This is a genomic window from Aeromonas sp. 160P (assembly GCF_055193095.1).
This window is the reverse complement of record NZ_JBUXKV010000001.1, coordinates 1,907,380-1,923,634: the sequence shown is the minus strand read 5'-3', so window position 1 is coordinate 1,923,634 and position 16,255 is coordinate 1,907,380. Positions and strand designations below refer to the sequence as shown.

General features: G+C 60.3%; 15 protein-coding genes. 8 read left to right on the top strand and 7 right to left on the bottom strand.

Annotated elements, in window-relative coordinates; all coding sequences use genetic code 11:
• Positions 1 to 16: 16 nt before the first annotated feature.
• The 3 genes from ACY8FN_RS09100 to ACY8FN_RS09090 all read right to left on the bottom strand — a co-directional run bounded on the left by ACY8FN_RS09100 (position 17) and on the right by ACY8FN_RS09090 (position 3,780).
• Entirely contained in the window at positions 17 to 2,458 is a 2,442-nt protein-coding gene (locus tag ACY8FN_RS09100) for a CS1-pili formation C-terminal domain-containing protein (RefSeq protein ID WP_463099810.1), read from the bottom strand.
• Between the two features lie 77 nt (positions 2,459 to 2,535).
• The gene (locus tag ACY8FN_RS09095) at positions 2,536 to 3,027 is read right to left on the bottom strand and encodes a CS1 type fimbrial major subunit (RefSeq protein ID WP_275906502.1); all 492 of its coding nucleotides are present in this window, start codon (positions 3,025 to 3,027) and stop codon (positions 2,536 to 2,538) included.
• A gap of 30 nt (positions 3,028 to 3,057) precedes the next feature.
• Entirely contained in the window at positions 3,058 to 3,780 is a 723-nt protein-coding gene (locus ACY8FN_RS09090) for a hypothetical protein (protein WP_463101148.1), read from the bottom strand.
• 234 nt (positions 3,781 to 4,014) lie between these two features.
• On the opposite strand from ACY8FN_RS09090, the gene ACY8FN_RS09085 reads away from it, so the two are divergent.
• From ACY8FN_RS09085 to ACY8FN_RS09075, 3 genes are all read left to right on the top strand, one after another.
• The gene (locus ACY8FN_RS09085; RefSeq protein WP_463099809.1) at positions 4,015 to 4,752 is read left to right on the top strand and encodes an EAL domain-containing protein; all 738 of its coding nucleotides are present in this window, start codon (positions 4,015 to 4,017) and stop codon (positions 4,750 to 4,752) included.
• A gap of 258 nt (positions 4,753 to 5,010) precedes the next feature.
• Positions 5,011 to 6,372 carry a prephenate-dependent tRNA uridine(34) hydroxylase TrhP gene (gene trhP / locus ACY8FN_RS09080; protein ID WP_042020596.1) on the top strand — a complete coding sequence of 454 codons (1,362 nt, stop codon included), beginning with the start codon at positions 5,011 to 5,013 and terminating at the stop codon, positions 6,370 to 6,372.
• 1 nt (position 6,373) lies between these two features.
• The gene (locus ACY8FN_RS09075) at positions 6,374 to 6,622 is read left to right on the top strand and encodes a YfhL family 4Fe-4S dicluster ferredoxin (protein ID WP_042020594.1); all 249 of its coding nucleotides are present in this window, start codon (positions 6,374 to 6,376) and stop codon (positions 6,620 to 6,622) included.
• A gap of 74 nt (positions 6,623 to 6,696) precedes the next feature.
• On the opposite strand, the gene ACY8FN_RS09070 is transcribed toward ACY8FN_RS09075, so the two are convergent.
• On the bottom strand, positions 6,697 to 7,089 hold the full coding sequence (locus tag ACY8FN_RS09070) for a DUF1090 domain-containing protein (RefSeq protein WP_463099808.1): 393 nt from the start codon (positions 7,087 to 7,089) through the stop codon (positions 6,697 to 6,699).
• Between the two features lie 158 nt (positions 7,090 to 7,247).
• Here ACY8FN_RS09070 and ACY8FN_RS09065 point away from each other — a divergent pair, with 158 nt between their 5' ends.
• The gene (locus ACY8FN_RS09065; protein WP_463099807.1) at positions 7,248 to 7,601 is read left to right on the top strand and encodes a DsrE/DsrF/TusD sulfur relay family protein; all 354 of its coding nucleotides are present in this window, start codon (positions 7,248 to 7,250) and stop codon (positions 7,599 to 7,601) included.
• 29 nt (positions 7,602 to 7,630) lie between these two features.
• Here ACY8FN_RS09065 and ACY8FN_RS09060 read toward each other — a convergent pair whose 3' ends face one another.
• Both ACY8FN_RS09060 and sohB read right to left on the bottom strand, forming a co-directional pair.
• Entirely contained in the window at positions 7,631 to 8,857 is a 1,227-nt protein-coding gene (locus ACY8FN_RS09060) for an MFS transporter (RefSeq protein WP_463099806.1), read from the bottom strand.
• 201 nt (positions 8,858 to 9,058) lie between these two features.
• Positions 9,059 to 10,066, bottom strand: a complete 1,008-nt coding sequence (gene sohB, locus ACY8FN_RS09055) for a protease SohB (protein ID WP_463099805.1) — start codon at positions 10,064 to 10,066, stop codon at positions 9,059 to 9,061.
• A 222-nt stretch (positions 10,067 to 10,288) separates the two neighbouring features.
• Between sohB and ACY8FN_RS09050 the strand changes: the two genes are divergently transcribed.
• Entirely contained in the window at positions 10,289 to 11,044 is a 756-nt protein-coding gene (locus ACY8FN_RS09050) for a YciK family oxidoreductase (protein WP_042061343.1), read from the top strand.
• 176 nt (positions 11,045 to 11,220) lie between these two features.
• On the top strand, positions 11,221 to 12,135 hold the full coding sequence (locus ACY8FN_RS09045; RefSeq protein ID WP_463099804.1) for a LysR family transcriptional regulator: 915 nt from the start codon (positions 11,221 to 11,223) through the stop codon (positions 12,133 to 12,135).
• 15 nt (positions 12,136 to 12,150) lie between these two features.
• On the opposite strand, the gene ACY8FN_RS09040 is transcribed toward ACY8FN_RS09045, so the two are convergent.
• Positions 12,151 to 13,323, bottom strand: a complete 1,173-nt coding sequence (locus tag ACY8FN_RS09040; RefSeq protein ID WP_463099803.1) for an MFS transporter — start codon at positions 13,321 to 13,323, stop codon at positions 12,151 to 12,153.
• 183 nt (positions 13,324 to 13,506) lie between these two features.
• Here ACY8FN_RS09040 and ACY8FN_RS09035 point away from each other — a divergent pair, with 183 nt between their 5' ends.
• Together ACY8FN_RS09035 and ACY8FN_RS09030 are read left to right on the top strand one after the other, a co-directional pair.
• Positions 13,507 to 14,652, top strand: a complete 1,146-nt coding sequence (locus ACY8FN_RS09035; protein WP_463099802.1) for a MalY/PatB family protein — start codon at positions 13,507 to 13,509, stop codon at positions 14,650 to 14,652.
• An 82-nt stretch (positions 14,653 to 14,734) separates the two neighbouring features.
• On the top strand, positions 14,735 to 16,213 hold the full coding sequence (locus tag ACY8FN_RS09030) for a TAXI family TRAP transporter solute-binding subunit (RefSeq protein WP_463099801.1): 1,479 nt from the start codon (positions 14,735 to 14,737) through the stop codon (positions 16,211 to 16,213).
• Positions 16,214 to 16,255: the final 42 nt, after the last annotated feature.

Below are 16,255 nucleotides of genomic sequence, written 5' to 3'. Positions count from 1 at the left end.
CTTCCTGCTTAAGCACTTATTGACTGGCCCAGGCCTGGGCACTGCAGACCAGATCGCCCAGTAACAACACTTCCTGCTGACGTTCTGCTCGGGCCGTGTCCAGCGCTAGATCGCACTGCTGCGATCCCTGATACTCCACCTGCAAGCTGGGATTACGCTCGCTCATCTCCACCGCAAAGAAGCCATCGGCCTCGCTGACGGTGCGGCCCGCGTGGTTGACCACCATGGCCCCCTTCAATGGCGCACCCTGCCCATCCAGCAGACGGCCTATCACTGTCACCGTCTTCATCACCCGGACCTGGTGATAGGCCACCCCGCCCTTGTTGAGGTGATAGGGCAGCACGTTGGGGCGAATGCTCACCGAGGGCGCATCTTGGCCAGCCAGATCCAGCTGCACGGCACCGCTGCGATAGGCGGCGACAGGTATCAGGTTGCGGCCGGGCCGCAACTTGATATTGCCGCCCTGATCGTCATCGGCGCGCAGAGTCAGCTCAGGCATATCGGATTCCAGGTCCACTATCATGCCCGCCTCGTACCCCTGCGGCTGACCTGTCATGGTCAGGCTGCCCTCATCACCAAACGCCAGGGTACTGTCGAGGTTGAGCCCGCCGCTCAGGGCCCGGTTATAGGAGGAAGATTGCAGGTGAGCATCACCGCTGACCAACTCCCCCTGAAACCTGGCGTAACCTGCAGTGCCGACGCCGTAGCTGTCGGTGGTCAGGTTGGCCCCCACGCTCTGCAGTGCCCCCCACTCCAGCAACTGCTGGTAACTGAGAGAGGCGTTGCGCTCCTGCCCGCCGGAACGGGAGGTTCGGCTGCCGATGCCGATGGCCAGCAGGCTGCGATCACCCCCCAGGTTCATGCTCAGGGAGATCATGCCCCCCCTGTCCCTCGCATTATCGGTACTGATGCTACCCGGCCGGTCGAACACCGTCAGGTTCCAGCTCACCGTCTGACCGAGCAGATCGCCGTTGTAGCGCCAGCCCAGATCGGCCCCCAGCCCCCGCCCCACCTGATGGGCCAGATAGATGTTGGCGGAGTGGCGCTCATCGAGCCGCTGCTGCAACGACAGGTTGCTCTGCTTGAGGTCGCGGCTCTCTCCGTCGGCTTGCCCCTGCTGGCGCTGCTGCTGATGGCTCAGCACCAGGCTGCCCTCGCCATAGTGATACAAAGCCTGCAAGTCGAAGCCACTGCCCAGGCCTTGAGTCGCCATCAGGTTGCCAAACAGTCGCCACTGGTTATCCAGGCTCCAGTCAGCCGAGAGACCATGCTGCCAGCGCTGGTCGATATACTGGCTGGATGCCCCGACGATCACCGAGGGGGTAAGCAGATGGTTGAGCATGATGCCGCTGCTCAGAGGCCGGGCCGTCTCCTCTTCCCAGTTGCTGAGCAAGCGGGTCTGCTGGCCCACAAACAGGTTGAAGCGCCAGCTTTCATCCGGGTTTTGCCAGTTCATCGGCTTGTAGATCATCTCTCTGCGCCGCTCGGTCACCTGACCATCTTCCAGCACCCGCAACTCCACCTCGTAGATGCCGGCGGGCAGTACTTTGGTATCCAGCGCCTGCAAGCCCGAGATCACCTGCTGCGAGTTGATGAGCTGCCCATCCCGATAGATCTCCACCATGCCGGGTCGGCTCGGGGTGACATAGAGCGGCGTGGTACTGGCCTGACCCTGCTCTATCAACAGGGTGTCGGAGTCCCCCAGCATGACCCCCAGCACAGTCGGAGTTCCGCCGCCAAACAAGGTAGGCTGACGCACCAGGCCCTGGGCATAGGGCGAGAAGTAGCCCAACCGGTAGAAGCGCCCCTCTCCCTCACGCTCGGCATAAAGTTGCTGCACATGGTGCTGTGCCACCTGCCCGCTGCCGGACTGGCTCACTTCCCCCTCCAGCAGTGGGGTCCACTGGCCTATGCTGCCCTGGGCCATCAGGTTGTAACGGCCACTGCGCTGCTCCCCTTCCCCCTGAGCCAGGTTCAGCTGGTTGCGCAACAGGGCGCCATAGCTGCCCCCGCTGGGCAGGCTGTAATAGCGGCTCGCGTGCACTCCCTTTTCTGCTCCCGCCGTCAGCACCGACAACTGGGAATTTTCCAGGCTGTACTCCAGCGCCAGCACCTGGTCGGCGCACTGATTCTGGCAAGGGCCCAGCAGATGAGGCTCGCTCAACACCTTGCTCCAGCGCTGGCGGTCCCGCTCTTCCAGCTCACTCTCGTGGCTGTCGGTCAGGGCCAGCAGTTGCACGCTGGTGTCTTTGCCCAGCACTATCTCGCCTTCCCCCAGCAGTTGCCCATCCACCAGGATGCGCACCGCCAGCGGGACGCCGAAGAAGTGATCGGCAAAACCATCAGGTAAATCTTCCGCTTGTTGCAACAGATCAAGAGGTTGTGTGGTTCGCCCTCCCGTGGCCCAGGCAGGTACGCACAACACAACCAGGATCAGCAGGAAAGAGAAATACGGCACAACCTGTCTCACTCTTCTAAACGCAGACGAAAAGGCTCCCCCGATACAGGGAGCCAATTTTAATGACCGTCATTTATTTACGGACCTTTTGGTGGCGCTTCCGATTCAAATATCATGCTCACCACCCCCTGGTAGTTGCCTGGCTTGTAGCCGGCGTCAGGGGCATCCGCCGGGATCACTTCCAGCCCCAGCAACTTGCCGGTCTTGGCATCATCGGCCTTCATGACTTCTGCCGAGGTGGTGCCCAAGGTAACGCCATCAATCTTGACGGTCAGGGGAATGTAGTCATTGCCGCTGGTCATCGCCGCCGGGTTGGTCAGATAACCTTTAATCGCGCCTATGGTGCTCTTGGCATCCAGCTGCTTGCTCAGCTTGTCCAGCTTCTTGGTATAAGGGTTGTAGGCCAGCTTCTGCGGCGTGCTCATCCAGTTGTCCCCGCCGGTCGGCTGCACATAGAAAGCCTCGGTCGGGATCTGGGCGGTCACAGTGACCTGATGCTCAATACGTTCCGCCGCCATCAAGTTGGCCGATACCAGCATTGCCAGAGGCGCAGCTATCCATACTTTCATCACTCTCTCCTCTCTCGGATATACGAAACATCAGTGACCAATCACCATGTTTCTGCTCTTGTCACCTTCGATCAGTTCGAACCGATAAAGGTGATCGCTCTTTTTCATCAGTTGCTTCTGCATATTTGGCAACAGATGGATCTTGCTTGGGGTGGAACAGTTTCTTTTCCGCCCATCGCACTCTTCAAAAAAATCCAGCACTATGGTGGCATTGCCTTTATTCACGACTGTGGTCATGGTGTCTGTCTTTATCAATCGGGTATCAAAGCGACTCTCTTTTGGCATCACAAAAATAATGGCACCAAAGCCGGTCAATATATTTACCCCGGCAGAAACCTGCTGCTGATTCTCTTGAGCCATATTGGCATCCAGATCGAATCCATCCTCCTGTTTTGGTAATACGGGAATAAAACGGACCCTGAAATAGCGCTCTTTGTCCCGTTCCCCCATAAACAGCAGCCGGGTTGCCTGCACCCCATTGGCCGGAATAATCATGCGGGAGGGGCTGGCAATCAGTGCCCGGCGCGCCTCGGTCAGCTCTGCCGACTCCTGCGGCTGGCCTGCCGCATCGTAGGTGATCTCGTGAATTGCCACCTTGACGAAGGCGGTCGCGTCACCCTGATTACGAATGCGTTTTAAATAGGTACTTTGCTGGCCTGACATATAGTCATAAAGCGTGCCTATGCTAATCTCAGCCGATGCAAAAAGTTTACCGCTGAACATCAGCAGCAGGATGAGATATATTCTTTTCATTTTTATTCCAGACTGGTTTTCACATGCCGACGTTAATTTAATAGATGCCATTTATTAAAAAAGGCGTCAGTTGCATATCGCTGCGGCCAGTCTAGGTAGAATGACGGGGGAAGTTAATCAGAATAGTCCTATATTGCATTCGCAAAGTCAGGCTAATTATCAGACTATTCCTACGGAGTTTTGAACGTGCCCTCCTGTATTATGAGCAACCATATCCGTCAACAGGTAAGTGCCATGTTTGCGTTCAAAGAAGAGTTTCCGGTCAGTGACGTGGCATCCCTGACGACAGCGGACATTGCCGTGCCCTTTTATCAACCAATCGTTGACCGGGATCGCCAGGTCATCGGTTTTGAAGTGCTGGCCAGACGCTGGGAGCCCCGCCACCAGCGTTATCAGGGGATCGACTTTCCCTCCCTCAGCGATGAAGAGTCCCTGCATGTGGATATCGTCATGCTCAGAGCCATTCTGCGCGACTTGCCCGCACTGGCGAAGGGGAAGTCCTGCATGCTCTCCATCAACCTCAATCCGGCGCTGGGTTGTGCCACCTATCAGAACCTGTTGCTGCTGGTGCTGCTGCAGGCCCGCAAGCTGGATATCGCAATCTGGTTCGAGGTGGTGGAATACGCCCCGCTACAGCGCAAGGATCTGTCTCTTATCGAGGTGCTGCGCAGCCACGGTGCCCATATCGCCTGCGATGACTTTGGCACCCAGGAGTGCAATTTTCAGCGAGTGATGGCGCTCCCCTACGAGATCATCAAGCTGGATCGCTCCCTGCTGCTGCAAGCAACCAAGAGTAGCCATGCCTTGCGCATGCTGACCGGACTGGTGGAGTACCTGCAGCGGCTCGGTATGAAAGTGGTGTGCGAAGGGGTAGAAAACCAGACCCATATCGAGATAGCCAATCGCCTCGGCTGTGACTACCAGCAGGGTTACGCCTACGCCATACCCTCCCCCCTCTCCCGTTGGGCCTGAGCGGCTATTTCATATCGGCGTCCTATCGGCTCGCGCAGCCAACAATTTGCTGCCAAATTGCATGATGACGTGGGGGCGAGTACAATCTCGCACCCCGAATATCCGGCGCACCTTTTTTAGATAGGCCCCGGATATGCCGTCATCGGGTCGCGCGGCATTGAACCTCCTCCCGGAGTGTCATCTTGCACCGCTGCTCAACCACTACGATGCCATCAGGTGGCATCGTCCTGATTTGCAATCAGATATAAAGAGTCCGCCATGTTTAAACCAGAATTGCTCTCCCCCGCAGGTTCCCTCAAGAACATGCGTTACGCCTATGCCTATGGCGCCGATGCCGTCTATGCCGGCCAGCCCCGCTACAGCCTGCGGGTGCGCAACAACGAATTCGATCACGAAAACCTGCAGCTGGGCATCAACGAAGCCCATGCGCTGGGCAAGCAGTTCTATGTGGTGGCCAACATCCAGCCCCACAACTCCAAGCTCAAGACCTTTATCCGCGATATGCGCCCGGTAGTGGAGATGAAGCCGGATGCGCTGATCATGTCCGACCCCGGTCTTATCATGATGATGCGCGAAGCCTTCCCGGATATGCCGGTTCATCTCTCGGTGCAGGCCAACGCGGTCAACTGGGCCACGGTGAAGTTCTGGCATCAGATGGGCCTGACCCGCGCCATTCTCTCCCGCGAATTGTCGCTGGACGAGATCGAAGAGATCCGCATGCAGGTGCCGGAGATGGAGCTGGAAGTGTTCGTCCACGGGGCGCTGTGCATGGCCTACTCCGGCCGCTGCCTGCTCTCCGGCTACATCAACAAGCGTGACCCCAACCAGGGCACCTGCACCAACTCCTGCCGCTGGGAGTACAAGGTGCACGAGGGCAAGGAAGATGACGTGGGCCAGATCGTCCACCGTCAGGAGCCCATCGCCATCCGTCCGGACAACACGCTAGGCCTTGGCAAACCGACCGATGCGCTGGTGCTGCTGGAAGAATCCAACCGCCCGGGCGAGTACATGAGCGCGTTCGAGGACGAGCACGGCACCTACATCATGAACTCCAAAGACTTGCGCGCCGTCGAGCACGTCGAGCGACTGACCAAGATGGGCGTTCACTCGCTGAAAATCGAAGGTCGCACCAAGTCCTTCTACTACTGCGCCCGTACCGCTCAGGTCTATCGCAAGGCCATCGACGATGCGGTGGCGGGTCGTCCGTTCGATCGCAGCCTGATGGGCACCCTCGAGAATCTGGCCCACCGCGGCTACACCGAGGGCTTCCTGCGCCGTCATAACCACAGCGAGTACCAGAACTACGACTACGGCTACTCGGTCTCCGACACCCAGCAGTTTGTCGGCGAGATCACCGGTCGTAACGGCGACATGGTCGAGGTCGAGGTGAAGAACAAGTTCCTGGTGGGCAACAGCCTGGAGCTGATGACCCCGCAGGGTAACCTCAGCTTCAATCTGGAGCAGATGCAGAACCGCAAGGGCGAGCTGATTGATACCGCGCCGGGCAACGGTCACGTGGTCTATGTGCCAGTGCCGAAAGAAGTAGACGTCAACTTCGGCATCCTGCTGCGCAACCTCGGCGAGCGTCAGGATACCCGTCAGCCCCATTCGGCCGCTTGAGATGTCACTGCTCATCACCGACAAGTGCATCAACTGTGACATGTGCGATCCCGAGTGCCCCAACCAGGCCATCACGCTTGGCGAGGAGATCTACGAGATCGACCCCAGTCGCTGCACCGAGTGCGTCGGTCACTATGAGAAACCGACCTGTATCAGCGTCTGCCCTATCGACTGCATCATCTGGGATCCCGCTCATGTGGAGACCGAAGATCAGCTGATGGAAAAGTTCGTGCGGATGCACCGGCAGTAACTGATGCACAGAGAGTAAAATGAAAAAAGGCCGAGCAATCGGCCTTTTTTGATCCTGCGGTCAGTCGCAGATCATCACTTACCGACCAGCCGGTTCAAGGCTTCCAGTTCGCGCTGGGCCTCCAGCAGCTGGGTTTGGGATGCTTCCAGCTTGGCCTGCCGCTTGGCGATCTTCTCCGGCTTGCCGCCAGCTGTCGCCTCCTGCAAGTCACGTTGACGCTCAGTCACTTCGCGCTGACGCTGACTCACCCGCTGTTGCTGCTCCTTAAGCAGCCCCTCATCGGTGCAATAGGTCTTGATATTGCGGGCGGCACTCTCCAATCCGGCAATTTCCCCGCTGTTGTTGTGCGCCTTGGCAAACACCAGCTGAGCATTGACTGCCTGCAAGCGAGCATCGCAGCCGACCGGTTGACTGGCGTGAGCCTGACTCGCCAACAACAGCAATCCTGTTCCTACTATTTTCCACATAAGGGCTCATCCCATCATCTCTTCGAGCAGATGATGAGAACCCTGATACGGACAGAGGTCAAGCCGTTGGCCAAAAGAGACGACAGAAATTGCGAACCATCACGCCATCGCCACCCTATTGGTTCTACAATGACGCTTTTTAGGATCAGGAGTCTCTTATGAATCAACAGATTGTGGTGATTGCCAACGGCGCCCCCTACGGCAGCGAATCCCTGTTTAACGCCCTGCGTCTCGCTATCGCCCTCAACGAGCAGGGTGGCGCCAGCCTCAAACTGTTCCTGATGTCCGATGCGGTGGGCGCGGCGCTGGCCGGTCAGGCGCCGGCAGAGGGGTACAACCTGCGCCAGATGCTGGAGATCCTGCTGGCGCAAGGGGTGACCATTCGCCTGTGCAAGACCTGCACCGACGCCCGTGGCATCACTGCCCTGCCGCTGATCGAGGGCATTGAGGTCGGCACCCTGCCGATGCTGGCCCAGTGGACCCTGACCGCCGACAAGGTACTGACCTTTTAATCACGGCACCTTGGCTGCTCTGGGACACACTACCTGGCGGCCTCCTCCCGAGCGGAGGAGCTCCGCCGCCCATGATGACGGGCGCCAGCTTCATAAAGCCAGAAGGTGACCACGCAGAGCAGTGCCATCAGCACATAGAGCAGCTGGCCGCTCCACTGCTCGAGGATCCAGCCTCCCAGCAGCGCGCCTGCGGCCCCGCCCAACCCTGCCAATGCGCTGGCGCCAAAGTAGCTCCCCTTGAGGTGGGGCGGGGCCATCTGGTCGATCAGCACGTTGAGCAGGGGGAACAGGATGGTCTCGCCGATACTGAGCAGCAGCACGGCGCCAAACCAGTGGCTGCGCACCGTCGGATCCCCCAGCGCGAAGAGCAGCTGGGCCGCCAGAAAGAGCGCCATGCCGATATGAAGCCGCACCCGCACCGGCCAGCGTGACAATAACCGCAGCAGCGGAAATTGCAGCAGCACCACGGTCAGGGCATTGGTTGCCACCAGCAGGGCAATCAGCTCGGCCACCTGCGGCATACCGGCCCGGGTCAGGTATTGCACCAGAGGCGAGTGAAACTGGGAGTAGACCAGCACCATCAACAAGTTGGCCATCACCAGCAGCAGGAAGGCCCGATCCGCCAGCAGCACCTTGATGGCATCCCGCAGCCCGGGGCCAGCCGCCCCCGGCTTTGCTGCGCTGCCAGCTTTGCGAAATCCCCAGCCAAAGGCCAGCGCCAGCAGCAGATAGCTCACCACCAGAAACAGGAAGGTCTCCTGCTGGGCATTGATCCCGAGGGTCACCCCGAGCAGCGGCCCCAACGCCGCCCCCAGGTTGAGCAGAAAATAGCGCAGGTGCAGTGCCAGCTCCCGCGCCTTGGCCGAGGCCAGGCTGTCGGCCATCAGCGCCTTGCCGGGGGCATCAATGAGCCCCGACGAGAGGCCGCTGCCCATCACCCCGATCCCGAGCCAGAACACAGTGTGCGAAAAGCCGAGCAGGCCGAAACAGAGCATCGCTACCAGACAACCGGCCAGCAGTATGCTGCGCCGCCCGAAGCGATCAGAGAGCCAGCCGCCATAGAAACTCACCAGAGTGGAGAGGGCCATCGAGCCCCCCAGCAACAGGCCGATGAAGGTGGCCGAGAGGTCATACTCCCGATAAAGCAAAATGGAGAGGAAGGGCCACACCATGTAGTAGCTGGTGCGCACCATGAAGGTGCCCAGAATGACGATCCAGACCAGCGGGGTAAAGTGCCTGAAGGTGCTCCATGACATAGCTCTGCTCCATGACCCCGCAGCGGTTACCACAAGATCCTTCATTAAACGGGGAAAGCATTCAGTTGTAACAGAGGGCTTCAATAGAAACAATGCTCGCTCACCATCAAGGTGCCACCGGATGCAACAAGGCCAGCCGGTGGGCACCGGCTGGCCTTTTTATCACGGGTTTCCCCTCGGGCTAACGCCAGAGGGGCGGGCTTAGCGCCAGGGGCTCTGCTGCCACAAACGCCCCAGTCCGGCTTCGAGCGCCTGCGCGCCCTGCTGCCCCAGCTTCTGGGTCAGGCTTTTTGGCTTGCGATAGCTGATACCGATCACCTTGTGGTGGCTGGCCTGCGCCAGCAGGTAGTCATCGCTGGTGCAGAGAGTATCCACCAGCCCCAGTCCCTTGGCCTGACTCGCCAGCCAGTGCTCACCGGTGGTGACCTGATCGATATCGAGTTGCGGGCGGTGCTCGGCCACAAAGGCCTTGAAGCGCTCGTGGATGGCGCCCAGCTCCTCGCGAAACTTCTCGCGCCCCAGATCGTCGTTCTCACCGAACATGGTGATGGTGCGCTTGTACTGACCGGCGGTGTGCATCTCGAATTCGATGTCGTGCTTTTTCAGCAACTTGTTGAAGTTCGGCAGTTGGGCGATCACCCCGATGGAGCCGACGATGGCAAAGGGGGCAGCCAGGATCTGATCCGCCACGCAGGCCATCATGTAGCCGCCGCTCGCCGCCACCTTGTCGATGGCCACCGTGAGTTTGACCCCCTTGTCCCGCAGCCGTTGCAACTGGGAAGCGGCCAAGCCGTAGCCATGCACCACGCCGCCACCGGATTCTAGTCGCAGCAGCACCTCGTCGCCGGGCTGGGCCACGCCGATCACCGCGCTCACCTCCTCGCGCAAGGAGGCCACCTCTTTGGCATCCATGCTGCCGTTGAAATCGAGCACGAACAGGCGACTGCGCTCATCCCCCGCCTTGGTGCGCTTTTTCTGCTCCTCTTTCTGCTGCTTTTCCAGCACCTTGCGTTCGGCCTTGCTGGCCAGCGCGCTCTTGAGGGCAAACTGCCCCTGCTCCAGCTCGCTCGAGAGATCGGTCACCACCAGCTCCCCCTTGCGCGCTTTCGGCTGGCGGCTGCTAACGATCATCATGATGATGGCGCCGATGGCCAGCAGGAAGGTCACTGTCTTGGCCAGAAACAGGCCGTATTCGGTCAGAAATGTCACGATGGACTCCACAATGGATCGGTTTTCGTCACATTCTAGGGAGTTTGACGGATGCGCGCAAAAAATCGCAGTCAGCATGTCGAAAAACCAACCCAAGCATCACAACCTCTCTATTTTGTTCACATTTTTCTTGCCACTGGCTGGTCAAACAGGCGCGCGGATCAGTACACTTAGCGCCGATTGCCATGCACTTATGGCCGGAATTTGTTAACAGGAGTTGTCATGCTCGATTATCAGGCACCCCGCGATCTGCTCAAGGATAAAGTCATTCTGGTCACCGGTGCCGGCGACGGGATCGGCCGCGAAGCCGCCCTCACCTACGCCGCCCACGGTGCCACCGTGATCCTGCTCGGCCGCACCAGCGCCAAACTCGAAGCCGTGTATGACCAGATTGAAGCCGCCGGTTATCCGCTGCCCGCCATAGTGCCGGTGGATCTGAAAGGGGCCACTGCTGCCCACTACCGTGGCATGGCCGAGACCTTCGCCCAGCAGTTTGGCCGCCTCGACGGCGTGCTGTTCAACGCCGGTCTGCTCGGCACCCTCTCCCCGTTTGAACACATTCAAGAGAAAGAGTGGGACGAGGTGATGCAGGTCAACGTCAAATCAGAATTCCTGCTAACCCAGGCGCTGCTGCCACTGCTGCGTCAGACTGCCAAGGCGCAGGGCGAAGCCTCCATCGTCTACACCTCCTCCAGCGTGGGACGCAAAGGGCGCGCCTACTGGGGCACCTATGCCATCTCCAAATTCGCCATCGAGGGGATGATGGAAGTGCTGGCCGACGAGCTGGAGAACACCGGCGTGCGGGTCAACACCCTCAACCCGGGCGGTACCCGCACCAAGATGCGCGCCAGCGCCTTCCCGGCAGAGGATCCCATGAACCTCAAGACCCCGGCCGACCTGATGCCGCTCTACCTCTACCTGATGGGGTCAGACAGCCGCGGCAAAACCGGCCAGACTTTTGTGGCCCAGCCGAAATAAACAGATGGCGCAGCCCAAATAAGCAGGTAGCGCAGCCGAAATAAACAAGTTGCGTGGCCCAGCCCAAATAAATCAATAAAATACCCAGAGAGTTGTGCCGCAGGGATTAAATTGAATAGGGAGCTTCGGCTCCCTGTAGCAGCCCCTGACCATCCTATCTCCAATCAGGTTGAATTATGTTTCGTCCCAAGAGCACGTTTGAGCAATGGCGGATCTTTCAGGCGGTGGTCGATTGCGGCGGCTACGCCCAGGCGGCCGAGGCGCTGAACAAGAGCCAGTCCTCCCTCAATCATGCGGTTGCGAAGTTGCAGCAGAGTCTGGGAGTGCCCTTGCTGGAGGTGCGCGGTCGCAAGGCGGTGCTGACCCCGGCGGGAGAGATCTTCCTCAAGCGGGCACGGCAGTTGAGCCAGCAGGTGGAGGAGCTGGAGAATCTGGCCAACAACCTAGAGCGCCATTGGGAGCCGCAGATCAACCTCTATGTCTCGGCGTTGCAGCCAAGGGATCGCCTCTATCGGGCGCTGGCCAGCTTCTATCCCCGCAGCCGGGGTTGCCGGATCAATCTGCACGAACGTATTCACTGTCACTTCAATGCCCTGCAGCCGGGGGATCTGATGCTCTCCGAGCACCTGCCCGGCGATCAGGCTGGCCTGCCGCTGGACGAGGTATCCCTGCTGCCCCTCTGCGCCGCCAGCCATCCGCTGGCACAGGAGAGGGGGGCGATCCGCAGCGATGTGCTGATCGGCCACAACCAGATAAGCCTGCATCCCCCCATTCACCGCTCGGTAGACTGGAACGATGCAGATGACATCGGCTGGAAGGCCACCCACTACCACGAAGTAACCGCCATGCTGCGTCTCGGCCTTGGCTACGCCTGGCTGCCGCGTCATCTGGTGGAGCGGGAACTGGCGGAAGGCTCGCTGGTACAGCTGGATCTGGAAAGTGGCAACGAGCGCCACCTCTACACCTATCTGCTGACCCTCTCCCCGGAATCCCTCGGCCCCGCTACCGAACTGCTGCTACGCTGCCTGCGCAACGAATATCAGAGTGAGTCAGCACAGCTCCCACGGGCCCAGCCCCGGCACGGCAAATAACAGCTAAATCTCCCATCAGACGTCGGGCACCCGCCAGCAGGCGGCCAGTGCCACCAGCGCCAATACCAGTGCCACCATAAAGACCCCGTGAAAACTCCACACCTCCGCCACCACACCGGCGATGGCCCCCGCCATGATGGAACCGGTACGGATACTATTGGCAAACAGGGTGGTTGCCACCCCTGCCCGTCCCGGCATCAGATCCTGAAAATAAGACATGCCGATCCCCGCCACTATGCCGATGAAAATGGCATTGAACAGCTGCAGCCCAATCAGGGCATGTTGATCAGTGAGGGTCACCAGTCCGCCATAAAACAAAGCGCCGGACAGCACCGCCAGCAACATCATGGGGCGCTTGCCAAAACGGGCCGTGTAGTAGCCTGCCAGCAACATAAAGGGGATCTCGATGGCAGCGGCAGTGCCCATCAATATCCCTGCGAGCTTCTCATCCAGTCCCAGCTCGCGGGTGATATAAAGCGGCATATTGATGAGGTACATGCTGTTGCAGGTCCACATCAGGGTGGAGGCGATAAAGAGCGCCCGCACTGCCGGATCCCGCCAGCTGCTGACCCGCTCGGTCTCTTCAGCCATGTTGGGTAGCGGCAGGGAGGGCAACCAGCGCCACACCACAAACGCGCAGAGCAGATAGGCCAGCGCCGAGGCCAGGTACATCAGCTCGAAGCCATAGCCGATGGCCAGCGCAAAGGCGATGGGCGGGCCTATCACCCAGGCCAGCGAAAATTGAGCCCGCATCACCGAGCTGAACATGTCCGCCCGCTTGTTACGGCTGTCCGAATACTCCCGCGCTAGGGCAAACAACTGGGGGCTGGCAGTGGCCGCCAGTGCCGCCAGCAACACCCCCAGACTCGCCAATAACCAGTAATTGCGGTTCCAGGCAAACAGCAAGGAGAGCGCTACACCGGCAAAACAGCAGCGCAGGATCAGCCGTTTGCGATCCCCCTTGTTGTCGGAGCGATGACCCAGCCACTGGGTGACCAGAATGCCCACCACCGCATTGATGGTGTAAAAGAGCCCGACCAGTACCGGGCGCACCTGCACCTCCTCGGCCAGAAACAGGCTCAAGGTCGGCACCTGCAGCGCCACCGCGACGCCAGTCATAAAGGTCACCGCCAGAAATGAAAGGGACACCGGATCCGGGCGTTTTACCGCCGCTATCGACAAGCTCATTGCGTTACCACTGATTGGAAGGAAAAAGGCGGACCCACTGGCTGCGGCCGTATGAAAATTCGGCGCTTATCTTATGTCACTATCAAGAGCAGGTTCAAGGATGGCATAAGCGGGTGTGCGCCTTGCGAGGGAGGCCGTGACCCCGTAGAGTGAACCCCCATCCGACCAGCACAAGGAGTTCGCATGTTTGATTTTGATCGGGAAATAGAGCGCAGTGGCACCATGAGCCTGAAGTGGGACAAGTACAAGGATCAGGATGTGCTGCCCATGTGGGTTGCCGACACCGACTTTGCCTCCCCCCCTGCGGTGGTCGAGGCGCTGACCGCCCGGGTTGCCCACGGTATTTTTGGCTACTCGCGCCCCTCGCCGCGCCTGATCGAACTCATTATCGAACGGATGGCGACCCGCTATGGCTGGGCTATCGAGCCCGAATGGCTGGTGTTCCTGCCGGGCGTGGTGCCGGGACTCAACCTTGCCTGCAAGGCGTGGAGCCAGCATGGCCGCGGCATTATCACTCCCAAGCCGGTCTATTACCCCTTCCTGCAGGCCCCCGGTTTCAACGACCGTCCGCTGCTCACAGTGCCGATGATTGAAGAGGCAGGCCGCTGGGTGCTGGATCTGGCAGAGCTGGAGCGTCAGGCCCCCGCTGCGGATCTGCTGCTGCTCTGCAACCCCCACAACCCGGGCGGCACCATCTTTACCCGTGACGAACTGCTGGCCATCGATGCCATCGCCGCGCGCCACAATCTGGTGATCTGCTCCGATGAAATCCACTGCGATCTGCTGCTGGATAAACATGCCCGCCACATTCCCTACGGCGCCATCAGTGCGGAAGCGGCCGAACGCTGCGCGGTGATGATGGCCCCGAGCAAGACCTTCAATATCGCCGGTCTTTGCTGCTCCTTCGCCATCATCCCCAACGCCCGTCTGCGCTTTAGGCTGCAGCAGGCGATGCGCGGCATCAGCGCCGACGTCAACTTGCTGGGCTTTGTCGCCGCCGAAGCGGCCTATGAGGGTGGCGAGCAGTGGCTCTGCGAGCAGCTCGACTATCTGGCAGCCAATCTGGCCCTGATCCAGCAAGCGGTTGCCCGCTGGCCCGGCGTCACGCTGGCCAGCCATCAGGCCACTTATCTGGCCTGGATCGATGTGAGCGCCCTTGGCCTTGCCGACCCCATCGCTTTCTTCGAGCAGGCCGGGGTCGGGCTCTCACCGGGTGCCCAATTTGGCAATGGCCAGTTCGTGCGGCTCAACTTCGGCTGCACCAAGGCACGGCTGACCGACGCGCTGGCGCGAATGGAAGGGGCGATCCTCAACCACAGCAAGCCCTAGTCAGCGGCAACGGGATGGGGTCAGCCCCATCCTTTGTTACCCGGCGTCGTCAGCCACAGCTCCACTCAGTAAACGGTCAATTATGTCTCTACGGATCTTGCGTCACCTTCTGCTCCCCCTCTGTGCATTGCCAGCGCTGCTCCCCTTGAGCAGTCAAGCACTGACCATAGGAACCGGCCCGCTCAATGGCGTCTACTACCCGACTGGCGGTGCCATCTGCCGGGTGCTCAATGCTGGCCATGCCCTGCACGGGGACAGCTGCACCGTGCAGAGCACCCGTGGCTCCATGGCTAACCTCAAGGCGTTGAACAAGGGGGAAGTACAGCTGGCGCTGGTGCAGTCCGATGTGTTGCACCACGCCCTGCACGGCAGCGGCCCGTTCAGCGGGCAGGGCGCCAACCATGAGCTGCGCAGCCTGTTTCGCCTCTATCAGGAGTCGCTGACCCTGCTGGCGGCCCCCAATAGCGGCATCACCACCCTGGCGGATATCGAAGGGAAGCGGGTCTATCCGGGCAACCCCGGCACCGGTGAACAGATCACCAGCAAGGCCCTGATGGCCGCGATGGGGTGGCAACCCGGACAGTTTGTCGCCTACCAACTCAAGTCGAACAGTGAACCACTGGAAGGGCTGTGTGATGGCTCGCTGGATGCCGCCTTTGTGGTCGAGGGTCATCCCAGCCTCTCTATTGGCGATCTCATCAATCGTTGCAAAGTTCGCCTCATCCCCATCGAAGGGGAGCAGGTCGACAAGCTGCTCAAACATCATCCCTACTACCAGCGCAGCCGCATCGCGGCCAACCTCTATCCGGGGCAGACCAGCTCTCTTAACAATATCGGGATGAGTGCCGAACTGGTGACGCTGGACAGCTTGCCGGACCCCATCGTTCGTACTGTGCGCGATACCCTGCTGGCCCGAGTCAAGCAGTTCAGCCGCCTCCATCCCGCCTTGAGCAAGGTGACCCCCGAACAGTTGCAGGCCCAAACCGAGCTGCCTTTGCACTCGGGGATGTCGGATCAGCCACCCGAGCCGCTATCACTGACCCCCGAGCAATTAGCGCCAGAGCAGTTCACAGCGGCGCCGTTGACCTCAGGCGCAGAGCAAACGGCGATGCAGGCCAGTGCCGCCGAAGGGACGGCAGCCCTTACCGACATCCCGGCTGATGCCACCGCCACCAGCAGCGCAGCACTGGCCACCGGCAGCGCAGCGCTGGCCACCGAAAGCGCAGCACTGACCACCGAAAGCGCAGCGCTGGCCACCGAAAGCGCCCCCTTGCCCGAGGCCGCGCTCGAGGTCACCCCTGAGCTGACAGCGCCAGCCACCGAGGTGACGACCAACGCCAGCCTGACACCCTCGGCCTCCTCCGCCGCGCCAACCGTTCCTGCGGTATCGGCGGCCGCTGCGACCCAACTGCAGGCGAGCGCCGCGTCGGCAACGGTGTCAGCAGCACAGGGGACACAGCCCACGGCCAGCAGCGCGGTTGCTAGCGAAACCCCACCGCAGGATAAAGCTGACGCAACCCTCTCACCCGCCAGCAGCGCAGCCGCGCCGCTGCAACCCTGAATCGGGCAGCACAGAGCAACGGATCAGGGCAGCCTCGGCTGC

Excerpts from the sequence above, each read along its gene's own strand:
- trhP (WP_042020596.1), top strand. The coding sequence starts at position 5,011 with ATGTTTAAACCAGAATTGCTCTCCCCCGCAGGTTCCCTCAAGAACATG.
- ACY8FN_RS09045 (WP_463099804.1), top strand. The coding sequence starts at position 11,221 with ATGTTTCGTCCCAAGAGCACGTTTGAGCAATGGCGGATCTTTCAGGCG.
- ACY8FN_RS09035 (WP_463099802.1), top strand. The coding sequence starts at position 13,507 with ATGTTTGATTTTGATCGGGAAATAGAGCGCAGTGGCACCATGAGCCTG.
- ACY8FN_RS09030 (WP_463099801.1), top strand. The coding sequence starts at position 14,735 with ATGTCTCTACGGATCTTGCGTCACCTTCTGCTCCCCCTCTGTGCATTG.
- ACY8FN_RS09085 (WP_463099809.1), top strand. The coding sequence starts at position 4,015 with ATGTTTGCGTTCAAAGAAGAGTTTCCGGTCAGTGACGTGGCATCCCTG.
- ACY8FN_RS09040 (WP_463099803.1), bottom strand. The coding sequence starts at position 13,323 with ATGAGCTTGTCGATAGCGGCGGTAAAACGCCCGGATCCGGTGTCCCTT.
- ACY8FN_RS09075 (WP_042020594.1), top strand. The coding sequence starts at position 6,374 with ATGTCACTGCTCATCACCGACAAGTGCATCAACTGTGACATGTGCGAT.
- ACY8FN_RS09065 (WP_463099807.1), top strand. The coding sequence starts at position 7,248 with ATGAATCAACAGATTGTGGTGATTGCCAACGGCGCCCCCTACGGCAGC.
- ACY8FN_RS09050 (WP_042061343.1), top strand. The coding sequence starts at position 10,289 with ATGCTCGATTATCAGGCACCCCGCGATCTGCTCAAGGATAAAGTCATT.
- ACY8FN_RS09090 (WP_463101148.1), bottom strand. The coding sequence starts at position 3,780 with ATGAAAAGAATATATCTCATCCTGCTGCTGATGTTCAGCGGTAAACTT.
- ACY8FN_RS09095 (WP_275906502.1), bottom strand. The coding sequence starts at position 3,027 with ATGAAAGTATGGATAGCTGCGCCTCTGGCAATGCTGGTATCGGCCAAC.
- ACY8FN_RS09070 (WP_463099808.1), bottom strand. The coding sequence starts at position 7,089 with ATGTGGAAAATAGTAGGAACAGGATTGCTGTTGTTGGCGAGTCAGGCT.
- ACY8FN_RS09060 (WP_463099806.1), bottom strand. The coding sequence starts at position 8,857 with ATGTCATGGAGCACCTTCAGGCACTTTACCCCGCTGGTCTGGATCGTC.